At 65.2% G+C, this 20,904-nt stretch carries 21 protein-coding genes; 10 read left to right on the top strand and 11 right to left on the bottom strand.

What is annotated here, in order from left to right; translation table 11 throughout:
* Window positions 1-3 precede the first annotated feature (3 nt).
* Genes AWC17_RS30730 through AWC17_RS30710 form a run of 5 tightly spaced genes read right to left on the bottom strand, consistent with a single transcriptional unit; the run spans window position 4 to window position 4,625 of the window.
* Window positions 4-1,047 (bottom strand): TIGR03857 family LLM class F420-dependent oxidoreductase, encoded by a 1,044-nt coding sequence (locus AWC17_RS30730; protein WP_046181934.1) that lies wholly within the window; start codon window positions 1,045-1,047, stop codon window positions 4-6.
* Window positions 1,044-1,424 carry a nuclear transport factor 2 family protein gene (locus AWC17_RS30725; RefSeq protein WP_046181899.1) on the bottom strand — a complete coding sequence of 127 codons (381 nt, stop codon included), beginning with the start codon at window positions 1,422-1,424 and terminating at the stop codon, window positions 1,044-1,046. Before AWC17_RS30725 ends, AWC17_RS30730 begins: the two co-directional genes overlap by 4 nt.
* Window positions 1,424-2,542, bottom strand: coding sequence for an alpha/beta hydrolase (locus AWC17_RS30720; RefSeq protein ID WP_046181933.1), 1,119 nt, complete (start codon window positions 2,540-2,542; stop codon window positions 1,424-1,426). The genes AWC17_RS30725 and AWC17_RS30720 overlap by 1 nt, the downstream gene beginning before the upstream one ends.
* Before the next feature lie 9 nt (window positions 2,543-2,551).
* Window positions 2,552-4,174 carry a flavin-containing monooxygenase gene (locus AWC17_RS30715; protein WP_085165719.1) on the bottom strand — a complete coding sequence of 541 codons (1,623 nt, stop codon included), beginning with the start codon at window positions 4,172-4,174 and terminating at the stop codon, window positions 2,552-2,554.
* Complete coding sequence (locus AWC17_RS30710; protein WP_046181898.1) at window positions 4,161-4,625, bottom strand: nuclear transport factor 2 family protein; 465 nt, start codon at window positions 4,623-4,625, stop codon at window positions 4,161-4,163. Before AWC17_RS30710 ends, AWC17_RS30715 begins: the two co-directional genes overlap by 14 nt.
* 81 nt (window positions 4,626-4,706) lie before the next feature.
* Between AWC17_RS30710 and AWC17_RS30705 the strand changes: the two genes are divergently transcribed.
* The 8 genes from AWC17_RS30705 (at window position 4,707) to AWC17_RS30670 (ending at window position 13,248) form a co-directional block, all read left to right on the top strand.
* Window positions 4,707-5,717, top strand: a complete 1,011-nt coding sequence (locus AWC17_RS30705; protein WP_046181897.1) for a Rieske 2Fe-2S domain-containing protein — start codon at window positions 4,707-4,709, stop codon at window positions 5,715-5,717.
* Window positions 5,714-6,334 (top strand): cysteine hydrolase family protein, encoded by a 621-nt coding sequence (locus AWC17_RS30700; RefSeq protein ID WP_046181896.1) that lies wholly within the window; start codon window positions 5,714-5,716, stop codon window positions 6,332-6,334. The genes AWC17_RS30705 and AWC17_RS30700 overlap by 4 nt, the downstream gene beginning before the upstream one ends.
* Entirely contained in the window at window positions 6,331-6,951 is a 621-nt protein-coding gene (locus tag AWC17_RS30695; RefSeq protein ID WP_046181895.1) for a PaaI family thioesterase, read from the top strand. The genes AWC17_RS30700 and AWC17_RS30695 overlap by 4 nt, the downstream gene beginning before the upstream one ends.
* Window positions 6,952-6,959: 8 nt before the next feature.
* On the top strand, window positions 6,960-8,612 hold the full coding sequence (locus AWC17_RS30690) for an acyl-CoA synthetase (protein ID WP_046181894.1): 1,653 nt from the start codon (window positions 6,960-6,962) through the stop codon (window positions 8,610-8,612).
* 14 nt (window positions 8,613-8,626) lie between these two features.
* Window positions 8,627-9,469, top strand: coding sequence for an SDR family NAD(P)-dependent oxidoreductase (locus AWC17_RS30685; protein WP_046181931.1), 843 nt, complete (start codon window positions 8,627-8,629; stop codon window positions 9,467-9,469).
* A gap of 111 nt (window positions 9,470-9,580) precedes the next feature.
* A complete protein-coding gene (locus AWC17_RS30680) occupies window positions 9,581-10,789 on the top strand; it encodes a cytochrome P450 (RefSeq protein ID WP_046181893.1) in 1,209 nt (402 codons plus the stop codon).
* Window positions 10,790-10,811: 22 nt separating this feature from the next.
* Window positions 10,812-12,029 (top strand): CaiB/BaiF CoA transferase family protein, encoded by a 1,218-nt coding sequence (locus tag AWC17_RS30675; RefSeq protein ID WP_046181892.1) that lies wholly within the window; start codon window positions 10,812-10,814, stop codon window positions 12,027-12,029.
* 73 nt (window positions 12,030-12,102) lie between these two features.
* On the top strand, window positions 12,103-13,248 hold the full coding sequence (locus AWC17_RS30670; protein ID WP_085165710.1) for a thiolase family protein: 1,146 nt from the start codon (window positions 12,103-12,105) through the stop codon (window positions 13,246-13,248).
* 181 nt (window positions 13,249-13,429) lie between these two features.
* Here the strand turns inward: AWC17_RS30670 and trxA are convergent, their stop codons facing one another.
* Both trxA and AWC17_RS30660 read right to left on the bottom strand, forming a co-directional pair.
* Complete coding sequence (gene trxA / locus AWC17_RS30665) at window positions 13,430-13,804, bottom strand: thioredoxin (protein ID WP_047322123.1); 375 nt, start codon at window positions 13,802-13,804, stop codon at window positions 13,430-13,432.
* Window positions 13,805-13,909: 105 nt separating this feature from the next.
* Complete coding sequence (locus AWC17_RS30660) at window positions 13,910-14,293, bottom strand: carboxymuconolactone decarboxylase family protein (RefSeq protein WP_046181889.1); 384 nt, start codon at window positions 14,291-14,293, stop codon at window positions 13,910-13,912.
* Between the two features lie 210 nt (window positions 14,294-14,503).
* Between AWC17_RS30660 and AWC17_RS30655 the strand changes: the two genes are divergently transcribed.
* Together AWC17_RS30655 and AWC17_RS32955 are read left to right on the top strand one after the other, a co-directional pair.
* On the top strand, window positions 14,504-15,961 hold the full coding sequence (locus tag AWC17_RS30655; RefSeq protein ID WP_085165708.1) for an NAD(P)/FAD-dependent oxidoreductase: 1,458 nt from the start codon (window positions 14,504-14,506) through the stop codon (window positions 15,959-15,961).
* An 11-nt stretch (window positions 15,962-15,972) separates the two neighbouring features.
* Window positions 15,973-16,146, top strand: a complete 174-nt coding sequence (locus tag AWC17_RS32955; protein WP_156174097.1) for a hypothetical protein — start codon at window positions 15,973-15,975, stop codon at window positions 16,144-16,146.
* 46 nt (window positions 16,147-16,192) lie between these two features.
* Here AWC17_RS32955 and AWC17_RS30650 read toward each other — a convergent pair whose 3' ends face one another.
* From AWC17_RS30650 to AWC17_RS30635, 4 genes are read right to left on the bottom strand one after another with little or no spacing between them, the layout of a single operon-like run.
* Window positions 16,193-17,392 (bottom strand): acyl-CoA dehydrogenase family protein, encoded by a 1,200-nt coding sequence (locus AWC17_RS30650; RefSeq protein WP_046181887.1) that lies wholly within the window; start codon window positions 17,390-17,392, stop codon window positions 16,193-16,195.
* Window positions 17,393-18,439, bottom strand: a complete 1,047-nt coding sequence (locus AWC17_RS30645) for an acyl-CoA dehydrogenase family protein (RefSeq protein ID WP_047322124.1) — start codon at window positions 18,437-18,439, stop codon at window positions 17,393-17,395. It abuts the gene before it with no gap.
* A 2-nt stretch (window positions 18,440-18,441) separates the two neighbouring features.
* Window positions 18,442-19,272, bottom strand: coding sequence for an amidohydrolase family protein (locus AWC17_RS30640; RefSeq protein WP_046181885.1), 831 nt, complete (start codon window positions 19,270-19,272; stop codon window positions 18,442-18,444).
* Complete coding sequence (locus tag AWC17_RS30635; protein ID WP_046181884.1) at window positions 19,269-20,894, bottom strand: acyl-CoA synthetase; 1,626 nt, start codon at window positions 20,892-20,894, stop codon at window positions 19,269-19,271. Before AWC17_RS30635 ends, AWC17_RS30640 begins: the two co-directional genes overlap by 4 nt.
* Window positions 20,895-20,904 lie beyond the last annotated feature (10 nt).

The following is a 20,904-nucleotide window of genomic DNA, read 5'->3' as shown; positions in this document are numbered from 1 at the left end:
GGGCTAATACCGGGCTCGATACGCCGCGATCACGGGCTCCAGTTCGTCCGGTGTGGCGCCGTGCATGATCACCGCGTCGGCCCCGTAGTCGAATTCCTTGCGGACGCGATCCGCGCATTGCCGGGCCGACCCGGTGGCCGAGGGCTCCAGCCACTCGTCGGGGATCAACGTCGCGATGTGCTCGATCTGCTCGGCCGTGGCCTTGTGATCAATCCCGCCCGCGATCGACGTCACCACCGGGTCTTCCCGGAATCGTTGCAGCACAGCCGGATCCCAGTTGTTCGTGCGTACCATCAAGTCGCCGTAGCCCTGCAGATAGGTGGCCAGTCGGGCGACCGTCTTCTTGAGCCGCAACTCCTCGGGAAGGTGGTCGCCGACCGTCGCGAAGCAAGACCACACCCGCACGCTGTCCGGGTCGCGGCCGGCTTTCTCGGCCGCGGACTTCACGGTCTTGACGCAGCGCTGCAGCGTCTCCGGCGTGAAATAGGTATGCAGGATGACGTCATCGAACACCCTTCCCCCGAGGTCGAGGGTCTTGGGCCCGAAAGCCACCAGGGCCAACCGGATGTCCTCGTTGAAGTCCGGGTCGAGGAACAGGATCGGGTATTTGCCCATCGGGCCGTCGTGGTTGAAGATCAGCTCGCCGTGCCAAAGGCGGCGCATGACCTGGGCCCAGTCCTCCATCTGCGCGGTCGTGACCGCCGGTATGCCGAACGCACCGTAGATCGCCGCGATGCCGCGGCCGATACCCAGCGTGAAGCGCCCGCCTGAGAGCCGGTGCATGGTGGTGGCCCACGATCCGGTGATCAATGGGTGGCGGGTGTTGTGATTGGTTGCGGCAGTGGCGATTTGCATCCTTGTCGTCACGGCGCACGCTGCCCCGACGAGGGACGCCGCTTCCTTGACGTTCCAGCGCTCGGAGATGAACGCGGTGCCCATGCCCAGCTCCTCACCGCGGCGGGCCTCGTCGATCAACGTTGCCGGGCCTTCCCCGCCGGCACCGGCCAGCAGGTAGTAGCCCAATTCATCAAGCGTGCGATCGGTCAACTCCAAACTCCTTGCTTGTAGCCGCAATTCCAGACTTCGGTGATCTTCCCGTCGACGACGCGGAACACCTCGATGCTGGCGACGTTGGTTTCGGTGCCGTCCTTGGTGGTCATCGACGAGTCGTAGACGATTGCGACGTGCTCGCCGTCGTCCCCGGAGGCGACGATGTTCAGATCGAAGCGCAGCTTGTCGAACATCGCCCAGACGTCCTTGACTCGGCTGACGGCCTGTTCGCGGGTGAGGGTGTGCGCCTCGCCCACCTCGTGCCGAATTACGGTGTCGGCGAACAGCTCCTCGGCCAGGGTCAGGTTGTGCTCGTTCCAGACGACGAGGTTGTAGAGCTCGACCACCTCACGGGCCGTGCGCGTGGCCGCCATCAGCCGGCCACAGTGCGCAGGAATCGGTCGGTCACCCGCTGCACCCGACGCGAGAATATGTGCCCGACGTGGCTGCCGTCATACCAGTACAGCTCGCCACCCCAGCGCTCCTGCAACGCAACAGCGGGCTCCCGCATCGCCATCCGGTCGTGCCAGGCGCCGACGATGAGCCGGCGTTCCGGCGGCGGCGCGGGATCCACCCGCAGCGGATCGATCACCGAGGTCAGTTTCGCCACCTCCGGAGACGCCAACAGGTCCCGGAATCCGTCCCGGGACGATCCCCAGCGCCCCAGGTGCCGGGCGATCATCGCGTTGAGTCCCAGGATCGGCGTATACAGCGCGACCGCATCGATCTGCCTCTCCAGGTGCGAAACCAGCGCGGCCACCGGGGTCCCCATCGAAATCCCCGCCACCACAACAGCAGTGGCCTGCGGTTGCGCCCAGCGCACCACTGCGCGGATCTCCGACACCGCGCGCATCATGCCGGCGACGTTGCCCAAGGGGTCCATGTCGGGGTAGGCGGGCAATTCGCGGCGCCGGCAGCCGTGACCGGGCTGCACCGGCAGCGCGACGTTGAATCCAAGCTGGTGATGTATCCGACCGATCCGACTCAGCAGCAGGTCTTCGGTGCCGCCCTGACCGGCGCCGTGCACCCAGATGAGCCATGGCCTCGGGCCGTCATCGTGGCGGCACAGGTGTACCACCGCCCTCGCCGGTCCACCCAGGCCCTCGGCTTCCAGCGTTTTCGGCAACGCCGGGTCGTGCTCGAACGCCATTCGCTCATACGCGAGGTTGCCAATTCGCCGCCGCCGCACCGAGGTCGGCCGCAGGGGCATCGGGTCCGCGTGCGCACGGTCGATGCCCAGGGCGGACAATTCTTCGGCGGCGCCGGTGCACCCATCCAGTGGCCGGATGGCCGCGGGGCTGCCACCGAGCAGCGAAAATCCGCTCAGCACAAGCTCGTCGAGCAGCACCTCGCCGAACTGCCGCGCGCCGCGCGGCGACGCCGGCGCCCAGCCGGTCGACTGGTTGAGGCCCGCCACCGTGCGGGGCAGCAACATGCCCAGCTCGCGGGTCGCCTCCCTGACCAGACCCAGCCCGCGCGTCACCTTCGACATGCCGCTCACCTACGCCAGCTTGAAACCGGTGTATCCGCCGGCCGCGATTTCGTCACAGCGGCGCCGATATTCGGGGATTCCGCCGGTGTAACCCATGTACATCCGCTTCTTTCCGGGCACATTGCCACCGTTGTACCAGGAATTGCAGGAAGGATGGACCAGCACCGTCGGCGCAACGAGTGCGGTGGCGTGGTCGATCCACTCCTGCTGCGCGGTGGCCAACGCCTCGATCGTGCGGATGCCACGGGCGCGCAGGTGTGCGATGCAATCACCGATCCACTCCACATGCTGTTCTAGCGCGGCGACGAAGTTCGTGGCGGCGCTGGGACTGCCCGGGCCCTGGATGGTGAAGAGGTTCGGGAAGCCGGCGACCGCCAACCCAAGATAGGACAGCGGGCCCTCGCTCGCCCAGAACTCTCCGAGCGACATCCCGTCGCGGCCGCGAATGTCGATGCGGCTGAGCGCCCCGGTCATGGCGTCGAATCCCGTGGCGTAGACGATAACGTCCAGTTCGAAGGAGTCGTCCTCGGTACGGATGCCACTCGGGGTCACCGCCTGGATCGGCGACTTACGCAGGTCGACGAGCGTGACGTTGTCCCGGTTGAACGTCTCGTAGTAGCCCTGGTCGATGATGGGCCGCTTGCATGCGAACGGATGGACGGGCACCAGCGAGGCCGCGGTTTCCGGGTCCTTGACGATGCGGGCCACCGCCTCGCCGTACAGCTTGGCGGCCATCCGATTCGCTTCGATGTCGAAGAAGATGTCGCCCCAGTTGAGGGCACCCATCACGCCGTGCTCCTCGATGGCGCGCAATTGCTCTTCGCGCGTCGACGACTTGATCGGTGGCCTGCCCAGCATTTCCAGTAGCACCGAGAACGCGCTCAGCCGCGCCGCCCCGATCGGGTGAGCCCGCTGGGCGGCGCGGATTTCGTCGTAGCGGGCCTTCATCTCGTCCAGCTCGCCGGCCTCGAACCGGTGCACGCGCCAGGGCAAGGTGTACGCCGGTGAACGCTGGAACACGCAGAGCTGCAGCGCTTCCCGGGCGACGACGGGAACGAGCTGAACGCCCGTGGAACCGGTTCCGATGACGCCAACCCGCTTGCCGGTCAGGTCGAAGCCTTCCTTGGGCCAGTGGCTGGTGTACAGCGATGTCCCGGCGAAGGTCTCCATGCCGGGGAGGTCGGGTTTCAGCGGCACCGACAGGATGCCGGAGGCGGCGACCACGAACGGGGCCCGGAATGTTTCGCCGTCCTCGGTCCGCAGCATCCACTCGCCGGCGTCCTCGTCGAAGGCCATCGCGACGACCTTGGTGTCGAATCGGATGTCGCGGCGAAGATCGAGCAGGTCGGCGACGAAGTTGAGGTAAGCCTCGATCTCCGGCTGGGCCGGCATCGATTCGGTCCAAACCCATTCCTGCTGAATCTCATCGGAGAAGCTGTACGAGTATTCGATGCTCTCGATGTCGCACCGGGCGCCCGGATAGCGATTGTACAACCAGGTGCCGCCGACGTTTTCGGCCATCTCCAGGACGCGGGCCCGGATGCCCAACTGCCGCAGCCGATGCAGCATGTACAGCCCGGAGAAACCCGCACCGACGACGATCACGTCGAAGCGAGTGTCAGCGTCCACCATGGCCACCACTCATCTTCAGGATGGTTCGGGTCAGATGCAGGGCCTTGATCCGCCACGAGCCATCGCGCTTCTCGTCGGTCTCGTGGCAATGACCGGCGCAGTGCAACTCGCGGCCATCCCCGAACATCAGCAGATCTTCCATCGCACAGATCCCGGTCGCGGTCTTGGGCGAGGTCAGCGTGATCTCCCGGGTGTGACAGTGGTGCATCGTCGCGACGGTCTCGAGCCCGCCCATCACCAACGGCACGAAGTTGTCTCGATCTTCTGGCCCTACCGGGCCCGGCGCCGTCTGCGGGTCGGTGCCCCCGGTGGACACCGCCATGTCCAGGGTGACCACCACATCCGCGGCGAACACACCGCGCCAGGACTCGACGTCCTCGGTGTCCAGGAATCGGCAGGAGCGCGCCTTCAATTGCCGGATCGCTTCCAGCTCGTCAGCCGCCTCTGTCATTTCGCTCCTTGCCGTGCACGGGCCGGACTGCTGAAATCTATACTGTAACGGACTTAGTATCAGGCAATCGGAGGCTTCGGCGTGAAAGTGCCATTCACCTGGAAGGTCACCGGGTGGTTCATGGTCGGGTGGTCTCCCGAGTTTCCCGTCGGTGAGGTGCGGCCGCTGAAGTACTTCGGCGAGGATCTGGTGGCCTACCGCGACGAGTCCGGTGAACTACATGTTCTCGAAGCGCACTGCAAACACCTCGGCGCGCACATCGGCCACGGGGGCAAGGTGCTAGGCGATTGTGTCGAGTGCCCCTTCCATGGCTGGCGCTGGGGCCCGGACGGCACCAACCGGTACATCCCCTACCAACCCGACCGGCCCAACCGCGCGCTGCGACTCCGGGTGTACCCGGTACGTGAGCAGTACGACTGCGTGTTCATCTGGCATCAGCCGGACGGCAAGGAGCCGCAGTGGGAGATGCCGGACATCTTCCGGAAATTTCCGCAATTCGAAACCGACCCGGCGGCCTATTACCGCGCGTATCCGGAGTTCTCCCGGCGCGCCGAGCGCGAACCGGTGCATCCGCAGATCGTCGCGGAGAACGCTCCCGACAGCGCACATTTCGAATACGTGCACCACGCCACGGTGACGCCGCGGGTGCTGGACTGGAAGATCGTCGACCACGAGTGGCAGTTTGTCGCGGGGTGGCCGGACGCACGCAGCGACAACCCCGAGGATCTCGCGCTGCGGTTCCACAGCCACCTGTTCGGCCTGGGTGGAGCGATCAGCGTCTTCGAGGGGGCACAGAACCATCGGCTGATTTTCACCTGCACGCCAGTCGACGACGAGTGTTCGGACCTGTTCTACTCGATCTGGTGGCCGCGGCTCCCTGGGGATGACTCCGACGTCCCGCAAGGCAAGCTGCGCGACCTGATCGAAAAGCAATTCCTGTCCACCGTGTTCGACGATCTGCAAATCTGGCGCTACCAGAAATACGTGGAACATCCGGCGCTCTCCAAGGTCGACGCGAAAGGGTATATGGCGCTGCGGAAGTGGGCGACGCAGTTCTATGACGTGCCGCCGGAAGCGTTCGCGTCGGCATGACACCGGAACTTGGGAAAATCGCGGCGCCCGAGCACACCGCGATCGTCACGCAGGAGTGCCAGGGGGCGGTCGTCGGCCCGAACGCCGGGCTGGCAATGCTCGCCGAGGAGGCACGTCGGGTTGCACTGCCCAATATCGTGCGGCTGCTGCCGGCGGCCCGGGCGGCCGGGGTACGTGTCGTGCATTGCTTGGTGCAGCGACGGCCCGACGGGCTCGGCTCCAACCACAACGCCAAGATCTTCGCCATGGGGCACGGTCAAGTCGACATCACCCCGGGCACGCCCGGGGCGGCCGTGCTGCCCGAATTGGGTCCGGAGCCAGGCGATCTGGTGCTGAGCCGCTGGCACGGCGTCGGGCCGATGGGAGGCACGGATCTGGATGCGATACTGCGCAACCTGGGAGTCTCCACCATTGTCGTCGTCGGGGTGTCGCTGAACATCGCCATCCCCAACGTCGTCATGGACGCCGTCAATGCCGCCTACCGCGTCATCGTGCCCCGCGACGCCGTCGCCGGCATACCCACCGAATACGGAGAGGCCATCATCGCCAACACCCTGTCGCTCCTCGCGACCATCACCACCACCGACGAGCTGCTCCAGACCTGGGCGCGGCGATGACCGAGACCGCACCCGGGGTTCGCGGCGGGTTCCCCGAGATCAAGCCGGCCGAGCACGCGCCGCCCGGCCTGGGCGGGTTCGTCGACGCGATGCGCCGCCTGCAGGATCTGACCGTCGCCAGCAATCCGGACAGCTCGGCGTGGACCACCGCGGCCTGGCACGTCGAAGAAGCCTGCGCCTTGCTGGACGGCCATCAGGTGCCCGAAGGCATGGCGCCCGCCGGCCGCGTCGTCGAATTGCCCGGCCTGGGTCATCCCCTGCTGCCGCCGTGGACCGTCACCGAATCCGGTCCGAGCGGCGTCACGATGAAAGGCCACTTCACCCGATCCCATGTGGGTGGAAACAACGCCGTGCACGGCGGCATGATCCCCCTGTTCTACGACTGGCTGTTCGGGATGGTCGTCTCCACAGCCGGCACGCCGCCCACCCGCACCGCATACCTGCATGTCGACTACCGAAACATCACCCCGATCGACGAGGCGTTGACCGCCCACGGCAGCATCACCGATATCGACGGCAGGAAGATTTTCATCTCGGCTACGATGACGGCCGCTGACGGCACGCTGCTCACCGAAGCCAACGGCCTGATGGTCCGACTGCTCCCCCACCAGCCTTGAGAGGCCTAATGTCCGACACCGCAACACAATTCACGGTACCCGCCGTCGCGGCAGCCGTCGCGGCCGCGATCCCCGATCGGGAGCTGCTGATCCAGGGCGGACGGCGTTACAGCTATGAACAGGTGGTCGAACGGTCGTACCGCCTCGCCGCGTACCTGCGTTCCCGCGGGCTGGGCTGCCACACCGAACGTTCCGCGCTGCCCGGCCATGAGGTGGGTCAGGACCTGCTCGGCATCTACGCATACAACGGGAATGAATTCGTCGAGGGATTACTGGGCGCGTTCCAGGCTCGAGTCGCCCCGTTCAACGTCAACTTCCGCTACGTCAAAAGCGAGCTGCAGTACCTGTTGGCGGATTCGGGGGCAACCGCGCTGATCTACCACGCCGCGTTCGCGCCGCGGGTGGCCGAAATTCTTCCGGACCTTCCCCAGCTGCGGGTGCTGATTCAGATCGCCGATGACTCGGGCAACGAGTTGATCTACGGCGCAGTGGATTACGAGCGCGCCATCGCGTCCTTCGCGCCGGAGCCCCCGCAGGTGCAGCATTCCCCCGACGACCTGTACGTCCTGTACACGGGCGGCACGACGGGAATGCCGAAAGGCGTGCTGTGGCGCCAGCACGACATCTTCATGACGTCCTTCGGCGGGCGCAACCTGATGACCGGTGAGCCGTTCGGATCCGTCGAGGAGATCGCGGCGGGGGTGGCCGCGGGTCCCGGCACCAAGCTGATGATCCTGCCGCCACTGATGCACGGCGCTGCCCAGTGGAGTGTGATGACGGCGATCACGACCGGCCAATCCGTCGTCTTCCCGTCGGTCGTCGATCGTTTGGACGCCGAGGAGGTCGTCCGAACCATCGAACGCGAGCGCGTGACCGTGGTGACGGTGGTCGGTGATGCGATGGCCCGTCCGTTGGTCGCCGCCATCGAGAAAGGGATCGCGGACGTGTCGTCGTTGGCCGTGGTCGCCAACGGAGGCGCGTTGCTCACCCCGTTCGTCAAGCAGCGTTTGATCGAAGTGCTGCCCAACGCCGTCGTCGTCGACGGTGTCGGATCCTCGGAGACCGGCGCGCAGATGCACCACATGTCGACGTCGGGGGCGGTGTCGACCGGCACCTTCAACGCGGGACCGGACACGTTCGTGGCGGCCGAGGATCTGGCCACCATCCTGGAACCGGGTCACGACGGAATGGGCTGGCTGGCGCAGCGCGGTTATGTTCCGCTGGGCTACAAGGGCGATGCGGCCAAGACCGCCAAGACATTCCCCGTCATCGACGGGGTGCGTTATGCGATTCCCGGCGACCGGGCACGGCACCACGCCGATGGCAGCGTCGAATTGCTGGGCCGCGATTCGGTGACGATCAACTCGGGCGGCGAGAAGATCTTCGTCGAGGAGGTCGAGACCGCCATCGCGTCGCACCCGGCGGTGGCCGACGTCGTGGTCGCCGGACGACCCAGCGAACGGTGGGGCCAGGAGGTCGTGGCCGTCGTCGCGCTGGCCGAAGGCGCCCACGCGGACGCCGAGGAACTGATCGCGCACGCCGGCCAATCGTTGGCTCGCTACAAACTTCCCAAAGCGATCGCGTTCCGTGCGGCAATCGAGCGCAGCCCGTCGGGTAAGGCCGACTACCGGTGGGCCCGCGAGCAGGCGGTGAACGGCTGACCGGCAACGAGTCCATGAGATACCGGAACCGCGTCGCCGTGGTCACCGGCGCTGGCTCGGGCATCGGTCGCGCACTGACCCTCGCGCTCACCCGCGGCGGGGCGCATGTGGCGGCGTCCGACATCGACCCGAACGGTCTGGCGGAAACCCAGGCGGCTTGTCCTCCCGGGCATGTCACGACGTATCGGGTCGACGTGGCCGACCGCGAGGCGGTGTTGGCCTTCGCCGACGACGCACGCCGCGAACACGGGCCCGCCTCAATGGTGTTCAACAATGCCGGCGTAGACCTCTTCGCCGGCGTGGCGGACATGTCCTGGGAGGACTACGACTGGCTGATCGGCATCAACGTCGGCGGCGTGGTCAACGGCACCAAAGCCTTTCTGCCACAACTCCTCCAATCGGGTTCCGCCCAGCGCCCCGCGCGGTTGGTCAACCTGTCCAGCGCCTTCGGCCTCATCGCCATTCCCTACCAAGGCGCCTACAGCACTTCGAAGTTCGCGGTGCGCGGCTTCACGGAAGCGCTGCGCCAAGAGATGATCATCGAACGCCGCCCCGTGACGGTGCACTGCGTGCATCCGGGTGTCGTGCGCACCAACTTCGGGACCAACATGCGCACCGCGGGCGCCGAGGACCCCGATCTTGCGGCCAAGCTGTTCGACCGTGCGGCGCTCACCTCTGCCACGAAGGCGGCCCGGCTGATTCTCCGCGACGCGGAACGCAACCGCGCCAGAATCCTGATCGGTCCCGATGGGCGAGCGATGGCGGCGCTGCCCCGCCTGCTCGGCGCGGGATACGCCGGCCTGTTGGCCCGCGCCGCGAAATTGACCAACTCCGGCTCAGCCCACGCCGATCGCTGAGGCGGTCCCAAGCGAGCAACTTCCGGCCCGCCCATATTGTCTACTGTAAGAATTACAGTAGGATCTTACGCAAGGCCATGCCGTTCACGCTGAAGATGCTGGAGATCCAAGGTGACGACCAACGTTCACGCCGCCGCCGGTGCCGACGGCCAGACCGTCAGCCTGCGTGATCCCTACCCGTTCTTCGCCCGGAAGCGCCGCGAATCGGGGGTGTTCCACGGGACGGTCATGGACTATTCCAGGACCCCCGAGTCGCTGATGCCCAAGCGCGAGTACTCCGCGGTGTCCTTCGATGCGGTGAACAAGGTGTTCCGGGACGGCCGGGTGTTCAGCTCCGCACCGTATGACAAGACGATCGGCCTCTTCATGGGCCCGACCATCCTGGCGATGGAGGGAAAGAAGCATCGCGACCATCGCAACCTGGTGTCCGCGGCATTCAAGTCCAAGGCGCTGGCCCGCTGGGAGAACACCATTGTGCGACCGATCTGCAACGCACTGATCGACGAGTTCATCGACACCGGTGAAGCCGACCTGGTCCGCAATTTCACCTTCGAATTCCCCACCCGCGTCATCGCCCAACTGCTCGGGCTGCCCGCCGACGACCTGCCGACGTTTCGCAAGCGCGCCGTGCAATTGATCAGCTACCACGTCGACTACGAGCGTGCCTTCGAGGCATCGGCGGCGCTCAAGGACTACTTCGTAGAGCAGATCGAACAGCGCAAGTCCGAGCCCACCGAGGACATCATCGGCGATCTGGTCACCGCGGAGATCGACGGCGAAAAACTAAGCGACGAGGCCATTTACTCCTTCCTGCGGCTGCTGCTGCCGGCCGGGCTGGAGACCACGTACCGCTCGTCGGGCAACCTGCTGTACCTGCTGCTCACTCATCCCGATCAGTTCGCCGCGGTGCAGGCCGACGGCGAGCTCTTGGCGCAGGCCATCGAGGAAGGGCTGCGCTTCGAGACGCCGCTGACCACCGTGCAGCGCTTCACCACCGAGGACACCGAGCTGGAAGGTGTCGAGATTCCGGCGCGTTCGGTGGTCGGCGTGTGCATCGGGTCGGCGAACCGCGACGAGCGGCGCTGGGATCGTCCGGAAGAGTTCGACATTTTCCGCGAGCACGTGCCGCACATCTCCTTCGCCGCCGGCGAGCACACGTGTCTGGGTCTGCACCTGGCCCGGCTGGAAACCCGCGTCGCGGTCGAATGCCTGCTGGATCGGGTGACCAACGTCAGGTTGCTGACCGACGACGACCCACACATCCACGGCCAGCCCTTCCGTTCGCCGACGGCGCTTCCCGTGACGTTCGACGCAAAGTAGGGTCCCGAAAATGGTCAAAGTTATGTCGGGCTTCCGGGTCCTGGAACTTGCGCAATTCACCTTCGTCCCGGCGGCGGGTGCCATCCTGGCCGATTGGGGCGCGGACGTCATCAAGGTCGAGCACCCACTGCGGGGCGACACCCAACGCGGGTTCGTCAACATGGGCGGCATCCAAGTCGACCCGGAGCGGCATCCGCTGATGGAACATCCCAACCGGGGCAAGCGCAGCGTCGGGATCGACGTCTCCACGCCGGGCGGTCAGGAAGTGATCTACGAACTGGCCAAGACCGCCGATGTGTTCCTTACCAACTACATGCCGGCGCGGCGGCAGAAGCACAAGTTCGACGTGGAGCACATCCGCGCGGTGAACCCGAACATCGTCTACGCGCGCGGTTCGGCATACGGCGACAAGGGCGCCGAGCGTGACGTGGGCGGCTATGACGGGACGGCATTCTGGACGCGCAGCGGCATCGGATACGCGCTGACGCCGGAGGAGCTGGGCGGCGCACTGGGGCAAGGCATTCCCGCGTTCGGGGACTCCATCGGCGGCATGTTCATCGCCGGCGGCATCTCGGCCGCGTTGCTGCATCGCGAGCGCACCGGCGAAGCCCTCGAGCTCGACGTGTCGTTGTTGAGCACGGCCTGGTGGGCGGCGGGTGCGAGCGTGACGCAGGGCATGGAGACCGGAGAAGTCATGCGCACATTCATGCCGGGTTCCGCCACCGCGATGTCGGTCAACCCCTTCATGGGCAATTACGAAACCTCCGATGGCGGCACGATCAACCTGTGCATCATCAGTCCGACCGGCTTGATCCGCGATACGTTCGAGCATCTGGGCATCCCTGAGGCCGCCGACGATCCCCGCTTCTCCGAGGTGCTCCCGCTGATACAGAACGCCGGCGCGGCCGCCGAGCTGATCGCAAAGGCCTTCGCCGCCAAGCCCTTCGACTACTGGCGGCAGCACCTGAAAACGATGAAGGGTCAGTGGGCACCGTTCCAGAGCCTGCTCGACCTGGTCGACGACGAGCAGGCCCTTGCCAACGACATGATCAGCGAGGTCGAGCTCGCCAGCGGCGGAAAGCCTTTCCGCGTCGTGCGCGGCCCCGTCCAGTTCAACCACGAGCCGCTGGTGACCACGCGGGCGCCGCAGGCCTCCGAGCACACCGAGATCGTGCTGATGGAACTGGGCATGGATTGGGACCGCATCGAGGAGCTGAAGGACTCGGGAGCTATTGCATGAACCGCGCCGTCGACGATGCAGAGCTGAGCGATGAGGTGGGGGCACCTCCCGCTTGCGGGGGAGAGCGGCGCTCATGAATGACGTGGCCATCATCGGTGTCGGCCTGCACCCGTTCGGCCGCTTCGAGGGCAAGTCCGCGATGGAGATGGCCGCGGACGCAATTCAATTCGCGGTCGCCGACGCGGGCATCGGGTGGAAGGACATCCAAGCCGCTACCGGAGGCAGCTGGACGGTGGCCAATCCCGACGCGATCGTCGCCATGGTGGGTTTGTCGGGCATCCCGTTCACCAACGTGTTCAACGCGTGCGCGACCGCGGCCAGCGCCGCCAAGGCCTGCGCCGACGGCATCCGGCTGGGCGACTACGACATCGGGATCGCCATCGGTCTGGACAAGCATCCGCGCGGCGCCTTCACCGAGGACCCGGCCCTGGTGGGAATGCCGCGCTGGTACGCCGAGAACGGGCAGTACCTCACCACCAAGTTCTTCGGGATGAAGGCCAACCGCTACCTGCACGACCACGGCATCTCACAGCAGACACTGGCCAAGGTGGCCGCGAAGAACTTTCGCAATGGGGCGTTGAATCCCAACGCCTTTCGCCGCAAGCCGATATCCGAAGACGACATCCTGAATTCGGCGATGCTGAACTACCCGCTCACCCAGTATATGTTCTGTGCGCCCGACGAGGGCGCGGCCGCAGTGGTGATGTGCCGCGCGGACATCGCGCATCGCTACACCGCCACGCCGATCTTCTTGCGGGCGGTCGAAGTGCGCACCCGTCGGTATGGCGCCTACGAGGTCAACACCACCTTCGCCCCGGTCGACGAGGACGTGTCGCCGACCGTGTACGCGTCGCGCGCCGCGTTCGAGAGGGCGGGCGTGGCGCCGGAGGACGTCGACGTCATCCAGCTGCAGGACACCGACGCGGGCGCGGAGATCATCCACATGGCCGAGTGCGGGTTCTGCGCCGATGGAGAGCAGGAGAAGTTACTGGCCGACGGTGCCACCGAAATCAGCGGCTCGATGCCGGTCAACACCGACGGCGGCCTCATCGCCAACGGCGAGCCGATCGGGGCGTCGGGTCTGCGCCAAATTCATGAACTGGTGCGGCAACTTCGCGGCGAGGCAGGCGATCGCCAGGTACCGGGTGAGCTGCGGGTCGGGTTCGCTCAGCTCTATGGCGCGCCAGGCACCGCCGCGGCGACCATCCTGACGACCTGACCAGGGGTGCGCTATCTGGCGATGCTAGGGCTGCAGATGCATCGTTGGTCAGTGGGCACGCGTTTCATCACGCTCTCGGCGTGCTGGCCACAGCCCGCCCAGGTGATGTTGCCGCAGCGACGGCAGCGTACGGGGTAGCACATGGTTGCTCACTCCTATTCAGGGCGAAGCGGCTGGACCACTATGCCTTCACGGCAGCTTTGCGCTCGGCGATCTGGGCGCGGACCCGCTCCATGTCAAGACCCTTGATCTTCTCGATCAAGTTGTCCAGCACCGCCGGTGACATCGCTCCCGGCTGGCTGTAGACGAGGATGCCCTCCCGGAACGCCATGATGGTCGGAACGGAGCGGATGCCTACGGTCGCGGCCAATTCGCGCTCGGTATCGGTGTCCACCTTGGCGTGGACGACGTCCGGGTGATTTTCCGCGGACCGTTCGAAGACCGGGGCGAATGCCCGGCATGGTCCGCACCAAGGGGCCCAGAAGTCAACGAGCACAACGGTGCTCGCAAGTATCGTCGACTCGAAATCGGCGCCGGTCAGTGTTTTGACGGTCATGGTTGTTCCTTTCGGGCTTTGAGGGTTACGACCGGATCTGGGCCGAAGAGGCCCAGCGACCCGGATACGCCGGGCTGACTAACTGCTCCACGCGACGGGGCGTAATCATTGGGGCGATCCTGGGGTGGCGGTATCCGAGGTCGAGTCGACGAATTCGCAGAAGGCGGTGTAGGCACGAGCACCGTAAATCGTGGCCGGCCCACCATGCATGAGGATGCTGACGCCGATCGCCTCGGCGGCCTCCTCCTTGGAGGCGCCGGCGCGCGCCGCCCCCTGGGCGTGGGAGGCAATACAGCCGTCACATCCGGCTACGACGCCGATCGCCATCGCGATCAGCTCCTTGAACTTTTTGTCCAAGGCGCCCGAGGTCAGTGCGCCATTGCTCATCTCGGCAAAACCCCGGTACACATCCGGGATCATCTTGCGCAGGGCGCGGTGCTGTGGGTTGAGGTCGTCCAGCACCTGCTGGTAGTGGTTGTGTTCCGTCATGCCTACTATAATACCTATACGGGTAGGGGTATTCCTCCTGTTGCATCTGAATCGTCCTTGGGTGCACATATACCTCCGCCAATAGAGTCCATCGGCCCTAGAGATGCGTCGTCGCGGGAGCGCAATCTGACCTCGAAGTGCCTGGTGTTCCCTTGCGGAGCAGCTACACCGCAGGGGGTTTATGCCGGCACGTGGAGTGGAGGAGTATCAATGGCACGAGTCGTGATCCTCGGCGCTGGTATCGCCGGGCATACCGCCGCGCTGCATCTGCGCCGATGGCTAGGTCGCAGTCACGAGGTCGTCGTGATTTCTCCCAATGCCGACTGGAACTGGATCCCGTCGAACATCTGGGTCGGCGTGGGCCGGATGGATGCAGCCAAGGTGCTGATTCCGCTCAGGCCGATATACCGGCGCAAGGGCATTGCGTTCCATCAAGCGCTTGCCACGGCAATCCATCCGGAGGGCACTGAAGACGAGTCGGCACCATCGGTGGACTTCACCTACACCGATGAGGAGCACGACGGCCAGACCGGCACCATTATTTACGACTACCTCATCAATGCGACCGGACCGCGACTGAACTTCGCGGCCACTCCGGGGCTCGGGCCTGCCGGTCACTCACACTCGGTGTGCACCGCGGCCCACGCCGTCGAAGCGGCGCAAGCGCTCGACCGGGTCATCGCCAGAATGAAGGCCGGCGAGAAGCAGCGCCTCGTCATTGGCGTCGGGCACGGCACCTGCACATGCGAGGGTGCGGCGTTCGAGTACGCCTTCAACGTTGAGCACACGTTGCGAGCAGCCGGCGTGCGAGACCTCGCCGAGATCGTCTACCTCACGAACGAGTACGAACTGGGCGACTTCGGCGTCGGTGGCATGAGTTTCGTCGAGAAGGGCTTCGTGCAGTCCAGCCGGCTGTGGACCGAGTCGCTGTTCCGCGAGCGCGGCGTCAGGGCTATCACGCAAGCGGCCGTCCATGAGGTGATGGACGGCAAGCTGCGCTACGAGCAACTCGACGGCAAAGAGCACGAATTGGACTTCGACTTCGCCATGCTGCTGCCCCCTTTCAGGGGAGCTGACCTCGCGGCATACGACAAGCGCGGCAACGACATTAGCTCCGTTCTGTTCGCACCGTCAGGCTTCCTGAAGGTCGACGCAGACTACTCGGGCAAGCCCTATGACGAGTGGTCTGCCGAGGATTGGCCGCACACCTATGAGTCCCCTGCCTATCCGAACATTTTCGCGCCGGGCATCGCGTTCGCGCCCCCGCATCCCATCTCTCGGCCGCGCACGAGTCCTAACGGGACGGTCATCACGCCCAGTCCGCCACGCACCGGCATGCCGTCGGGCATCATGGCCAAGACGGTTGCCGAGACCATCCGCGATCGAATCACCAAGGGAACAACCAGTGCTGCGCACCGCGCCTCGATGTCGAGCATGGGCGCCGCGTGCGTTGCGTCGGCAGGCACCGGTTTGCGAGAGGGCTCGGCGGCCGCGATGACAATGTTCCCGGTTGTCCCCGACCCGGTGAAGTATCCCCAAACGGGTCGTGACATCGCTGGCACCTCCGGTGAGCTCGGCCTGGCTGGCCACTGGATCAAGCTGCTGTTGCATTACCTCTTCATCTACAAGGCGAAAGCCCGCCCATTCTGGTGGCTGATCCCTGAGTGAAAGGCACTCCGATGGACGACGAAACCAATTATTCAGACGTGAATGCGCTGACAGCCGAGCGCATTGCCGACGCCCCGCTGCCTACCCCTGCGACGCTGCGGATGCGTCAGAACATCTTCGTCCAGTTCGGGCGTTTCATCCGTATCAACCTCAAGATGCTGCGGATCATCTACGGGCACGGCTGACGGGTCGCTCAGGTTTGGCGCGCACGAAGCAGTGGCGATGGCAGGATCAGGAAACCTTCTTGACCGGCGGCGCGTAAGCCGGCTTGCCCAGGCCAAGCATGTACTGCGCGATCATATTCCGGAACACCTCAAGGGTGCCGCCGTAGATCCCGACCAGCGGTGCGAATCGGAATACGTACTCCGCGGCGCCGTCGTCGGCCGCGCCGTCGGTGCCGAGCGGCAACGCGGACGCTGTGCCGAGGAGGTCCATCAGGTCCGGGGAGATGTCGCGCATCGTCTGCGCCAATGCGACCCGGCCGTAGATGCCGGACGCACTCAACGCCGCTTCCATCCGCGCGGCGCTGCGCCCCAGTCGGTATGCCACCGCCGAGTCATCAATCAGCCTGCACCCATTCGGATCCCGCTCCGCCACTTTACCGGCGGCCTTATCCAGGGCGTCAGCCATAAAGCCAGCCTGGTGCATCATGATCGACACATCCTGCAGTCCGTCAGGTGCGGCCGCCACCGCTCCATGTTCGACGTTGAGCGGCTCGCGCAGCACCGTCCAGCCGGCGTTCACGTCGCCCAGGCGGTACTTGTCGTCAACACGTACGTCGCTGTAGTAGACGATGTTGGTGCGGTCGCCGTCGACGGTACGGATGCCCTGGATCTCGATGCCCGGGGAATCAAGGGGAACCAAAAACATGGTCAGGCTCTTGTGCTTCGGGGCATCCGGGTCGGTATTGGTGATCAGGAAAACGTATCGGCAGTTGTGCGCGCCAGTGGTAAACATCTTGGAGCCATTGATCACCCAGCTCGATCCATCCGCCTCGCGAACCGCCCGGGTCTTGCAGGTGGCCACATCGGATCCACCCTCAGGCTCGGTATAGCCCAAGCACAGCCGGACATGCCCGCTGAAGACGCCCGGCAGCACCTCATCCTGTAGCTCGGCGGAGCCGAACCTCGCGACCGAACGGGCCACCATGGCGGTGGTACCCCAGGTCACCCAGGGCACGTGCGCACGCCGCTTCTCCAGCTCCCAGATGCGGCGGCGCACCCGGCTGAAACCACCATCGGCTTCCGGCTTCCATTCGCGTTCGAGATACCCGGCCGCACCGAGTGCCAGGTGTACCCCTTCGTCGAAGTTGTCGCCCGTTTCGCGGTCCCGGCGCTTGACGTCTTCCGTCACATGCGTACGCAGGAACTCGCGAGCCTCGTCGAGGAAATTTTGGTCGTCCGCGGACAGCGTGACTCGTGAGAAATCCACTTATGCGCCCTCTCCAGCTTCGCGTGCGGCGACCAGCTCGCCGATGTATTTGGCGCTGGCTCCGGGATCCCCACCGGCCAGCGCCCAGCCACGGGCACGTACCAGATACGCCGTCGCCGCCGCCTCCGACGAAACACCGAGGCCACCTTGCACATGCACCGCCATGGTCGCGGCCTTCGCCGCCTCCTCCGCCATGAATACGAACGCCGAGGGTGCCAGTTCCGGGCGCTCGTGGGGCTCGTTGTCCAGGAACCAGGCAGCGCGCCGCGCCAGATTGCGGCCGCCCTGCACGGTGATCGCGATGTTGGCCAGCGGATGAGAGATGCCCTGCAACGTCGAGATCGGCACGCCCAGCGTGTAGCGCGTCTTGGCGAACTCGGCCGCGATCGTCATGGTCTCCTCCACCAGGCCTACCAACGCCGCGGCGGTCAGCACCCGCCACTCATCCAGCGCCCGTTGATATTCCGCTAGCGCATCGGATCCGTTGGCCAGCACGGTGCGGGTGTCAGCGGCCGAGGGATCCACCCAGGCCATCGGCAGCCGGCCGATGTTGTCCACCTTCGACGGGCGTGTGCCGAAGGTCAGCGCAACGACGTCCGCGCTGTCGCGCACGATGATCTGGTCGGCAATCGACCCGGTGGGGATGAGCCGAGCTCCTGAGGCGCTGTCGTGCTGCGGATCGAATGCGACGAGCCGCTTGCCGTGCACGACATCGGGTTCCGCCGCGTCGAGTCGAGCCAGTAGCCGCGCGGTGCAAACCTGGTCGATCCACGGCACGGGTGCCAGCGACCGGCCGATCTCCTCGGCCACCAGCGTCAGATCGACGATCGTGGCACCGTCTCCGCCTGCGGATTCCGGGAGCGCCATGGTCGTTGCGCCCATGGCGCACAACCGCTCCCACAGGTTCTTGTCGAAGCCGGTTTCCTCGGCGGCACGCACGGTTTCGATCGAACAGTGCGTCTTGAAGAAATCGCGGTACGCGGCCTGCAACGCCTCGTGATCCGACGTCAGGCTGTAGTCGAGCCTGCGTAGCTCATGACGGTCCATACTCAACGCTCCTCGTGGCTACCGAAGAAGAATTCTTGTGCATTGTTGTAGAGATAGTTTTCGAGAACGTCGGCGGGCAGGTCCAGCCCGGCCGCTTCGGGAACGACGCGGCGCATCTTCAGCACTGGCCAGTCGGAAGCGAAGATCACCTTGTTGGGCCCGCGGGTCCGCATGTAGTGCAGCAGGCTCTCCGGCAACCGCTTTGGCGACCACGCCGAAGTCATCAGGCGTAGGTTGGCGTATTTGATCAACAACCGGATCGCGATGTCCCACCAGGGATCCGCCCCGTGAATCATGCATAGCTTCAGTTCCGGGAATCGCACGCAGACCCGGTCGAGGTGGATCGGGTTTTGAACCTCCCCGGGAATGGGGGGCCCGGGAATACCGGTGTTGATACACAGCGGCAATTCGAGCTCGGCGCACTTGGTGTACAGCGGGTAATAGACGGCGTCGCTGGGCGGGTACTGGCCGTCGCCCCAAAAGCTGGGCCCCACAGCGGCATACGCAACGGGCAGATCATTGACGATGGCGGAAAGTTCCCGCAGGGACGGTATTGGCCGCAACAGGTTCACCCCGCCCATCGCCAGGGCGAAACGCTCTGGCTTCTCCTCGACGAATTTGCGCGCGGTCACCGACGGCTTGGCGAGGTTGTCCATCAGGATGGCTTTGCGTACACCCTGAGCGTCCATTTCGTCGAGCAGCTCCGACAACTCGACCGGTTCGAACATGGACTGAGGCCCTTTGAAGTAGTCGTCACGCACCTTGAGCATCCATGTCGGCTGCTTCTCGGTCTCGCCGAAGTGAACGTTGACCAGGCAATCAATTGCTTTCATGTCGACATCGGCGCCTTTGCTGTCGCGTGGCGTTTCGCCCAACGGTAATCGGCTTTACCGTTGCCCAAGCGCTGGACCTGCTCGACGAAGAGGAACTCCTTGGGCGCCTTGAACCGCGCCAGGCTAGACGTACAGAGCGTATGCAACTCCTCAGGGGCCGCAGTCGCTTCATCACGGAGTTCGACGAGGGCGACGAGTTCTTCACCCCAGCGATCGCTGGGGCGCCCGACGACCAGCGCGTCGGCGATCGAAGGGTGGGCGCGCAGTACCTCTTCGACTTCCTCGACGAAGACTTTCTCGCCGCCGGTGTTGACCACCAGCGAGTCACGGCCGAACAGCCGCAACGTTCCATCGGGTTCAAGTCCGGCACGGTCACCGGAAATCACTACTCGCTTGCCATCGATCTCGGGGAAGGTCTTGCGGGTGGCGTCGGGATCATTGAAGTATCCCAACGGTATTCGCCCTTCCCTGGCAACCCATCCCACCTCGGACTCGCCGGGGGAAAGGAAGTGGCTGTAGTCCTCGGAAAGAACCAATCCGCCCTCGCGCAGCGTGAAGGTGTCGGTTCGCATTCCGCGCCGGCTGTGGCCGAATCCCATGTTTCCGGTCTCCGATGAGCCGTAACCGTTGATCAGGGTGAGCTGGGGTATCAACTCCAGTAAGGCGTGCTGGTACTTCGGATTCGTTGCGGCACCGCCGGTGCCGATCGCGTACAGCGACGCCAGGTCGTAGGACCCCCGCTGCAGCTGCGCTACCAGTGGTGCGGCGTAGGCGTCCCCGACCATGGTCATCATGCCGACCTTCTCACGCTCAGCCGTCTCCCACACCAAGTGCGGGTCAAGCTTTCGGGAGGTGTCGTAGAGCACCACGGGCGTACCGGCCATGACCGCCGCGAACGCCGTCCACATGCCGGCCGCGTGCATCAACGGCGACACGGCGAACCACGGGGCACCGGCGTTACCGCGCACCTTGTCGTGAATCTCCTGGGCACAGGCATGGTCTGCCCCCACCATCGACGACACATAGATGTCGGACTGTCGCCACAGCACACCCTTGGGCCGACCGGTCGTGCCGCCGGTGCAGATCATCAGCAGATCGTCCGGGGACGCCGTCACGCCGTGGTCGGTGTCCCCTTGCGCCAGTGCGTCATCCAAGGAGACCGCGCCGGGCAGTTCCGGGGCGCCGCTTCCGTCGTCGACCGACAGCAAGAGGTCAAGGCCGAGAGGTGTCAGCACATCGGCGAATTTTGCGCCCAGCCCACGGTGGTAAATGACCGCGCGGGGTTTCACGTAGTCGAGGAGCTCACCAACCTCGCGGGGCGTGTAGTAGTAGTTGATGTTCACCGGGACGGTCCGGGCCTTGAGGCAGCCGATGACCATGTCGGGGTACAGATCGTTGTGCATGATCAGCGCAACGCGGTCCTGCCCGCATTCCCAGTTCTGCAGGGTTGCGCGCTCTTGGTGGGCTCCTAACCCGTGGCCTGCCAGGAAGTTTGCGAGTCGCCGGGTGCGGTCCGCCGACTCGCGAAAGGTGCTGCGGCGACTGCCGCACACTGTCATCGTCCGGTCGGGGATAACATCGGCGATTTCGTCGAGAACGGCGCCTATGGTCCATTCGCTCATAGCGGGAACG

Origin of the sequence: Mycobacterium nebraskense, from assembly GCF_002102255.1 — a bacterium.
Classification (GTDB): Bacteria; Actinomycetota; Actinomycetes; order Mycobacteriales; family Mycobacteriaceae; genus Mycobacterium; species Mycobacterium nebraskense.
This window is presented reverse-complemented; position numbering and strand designations above follow the sequence as displayed.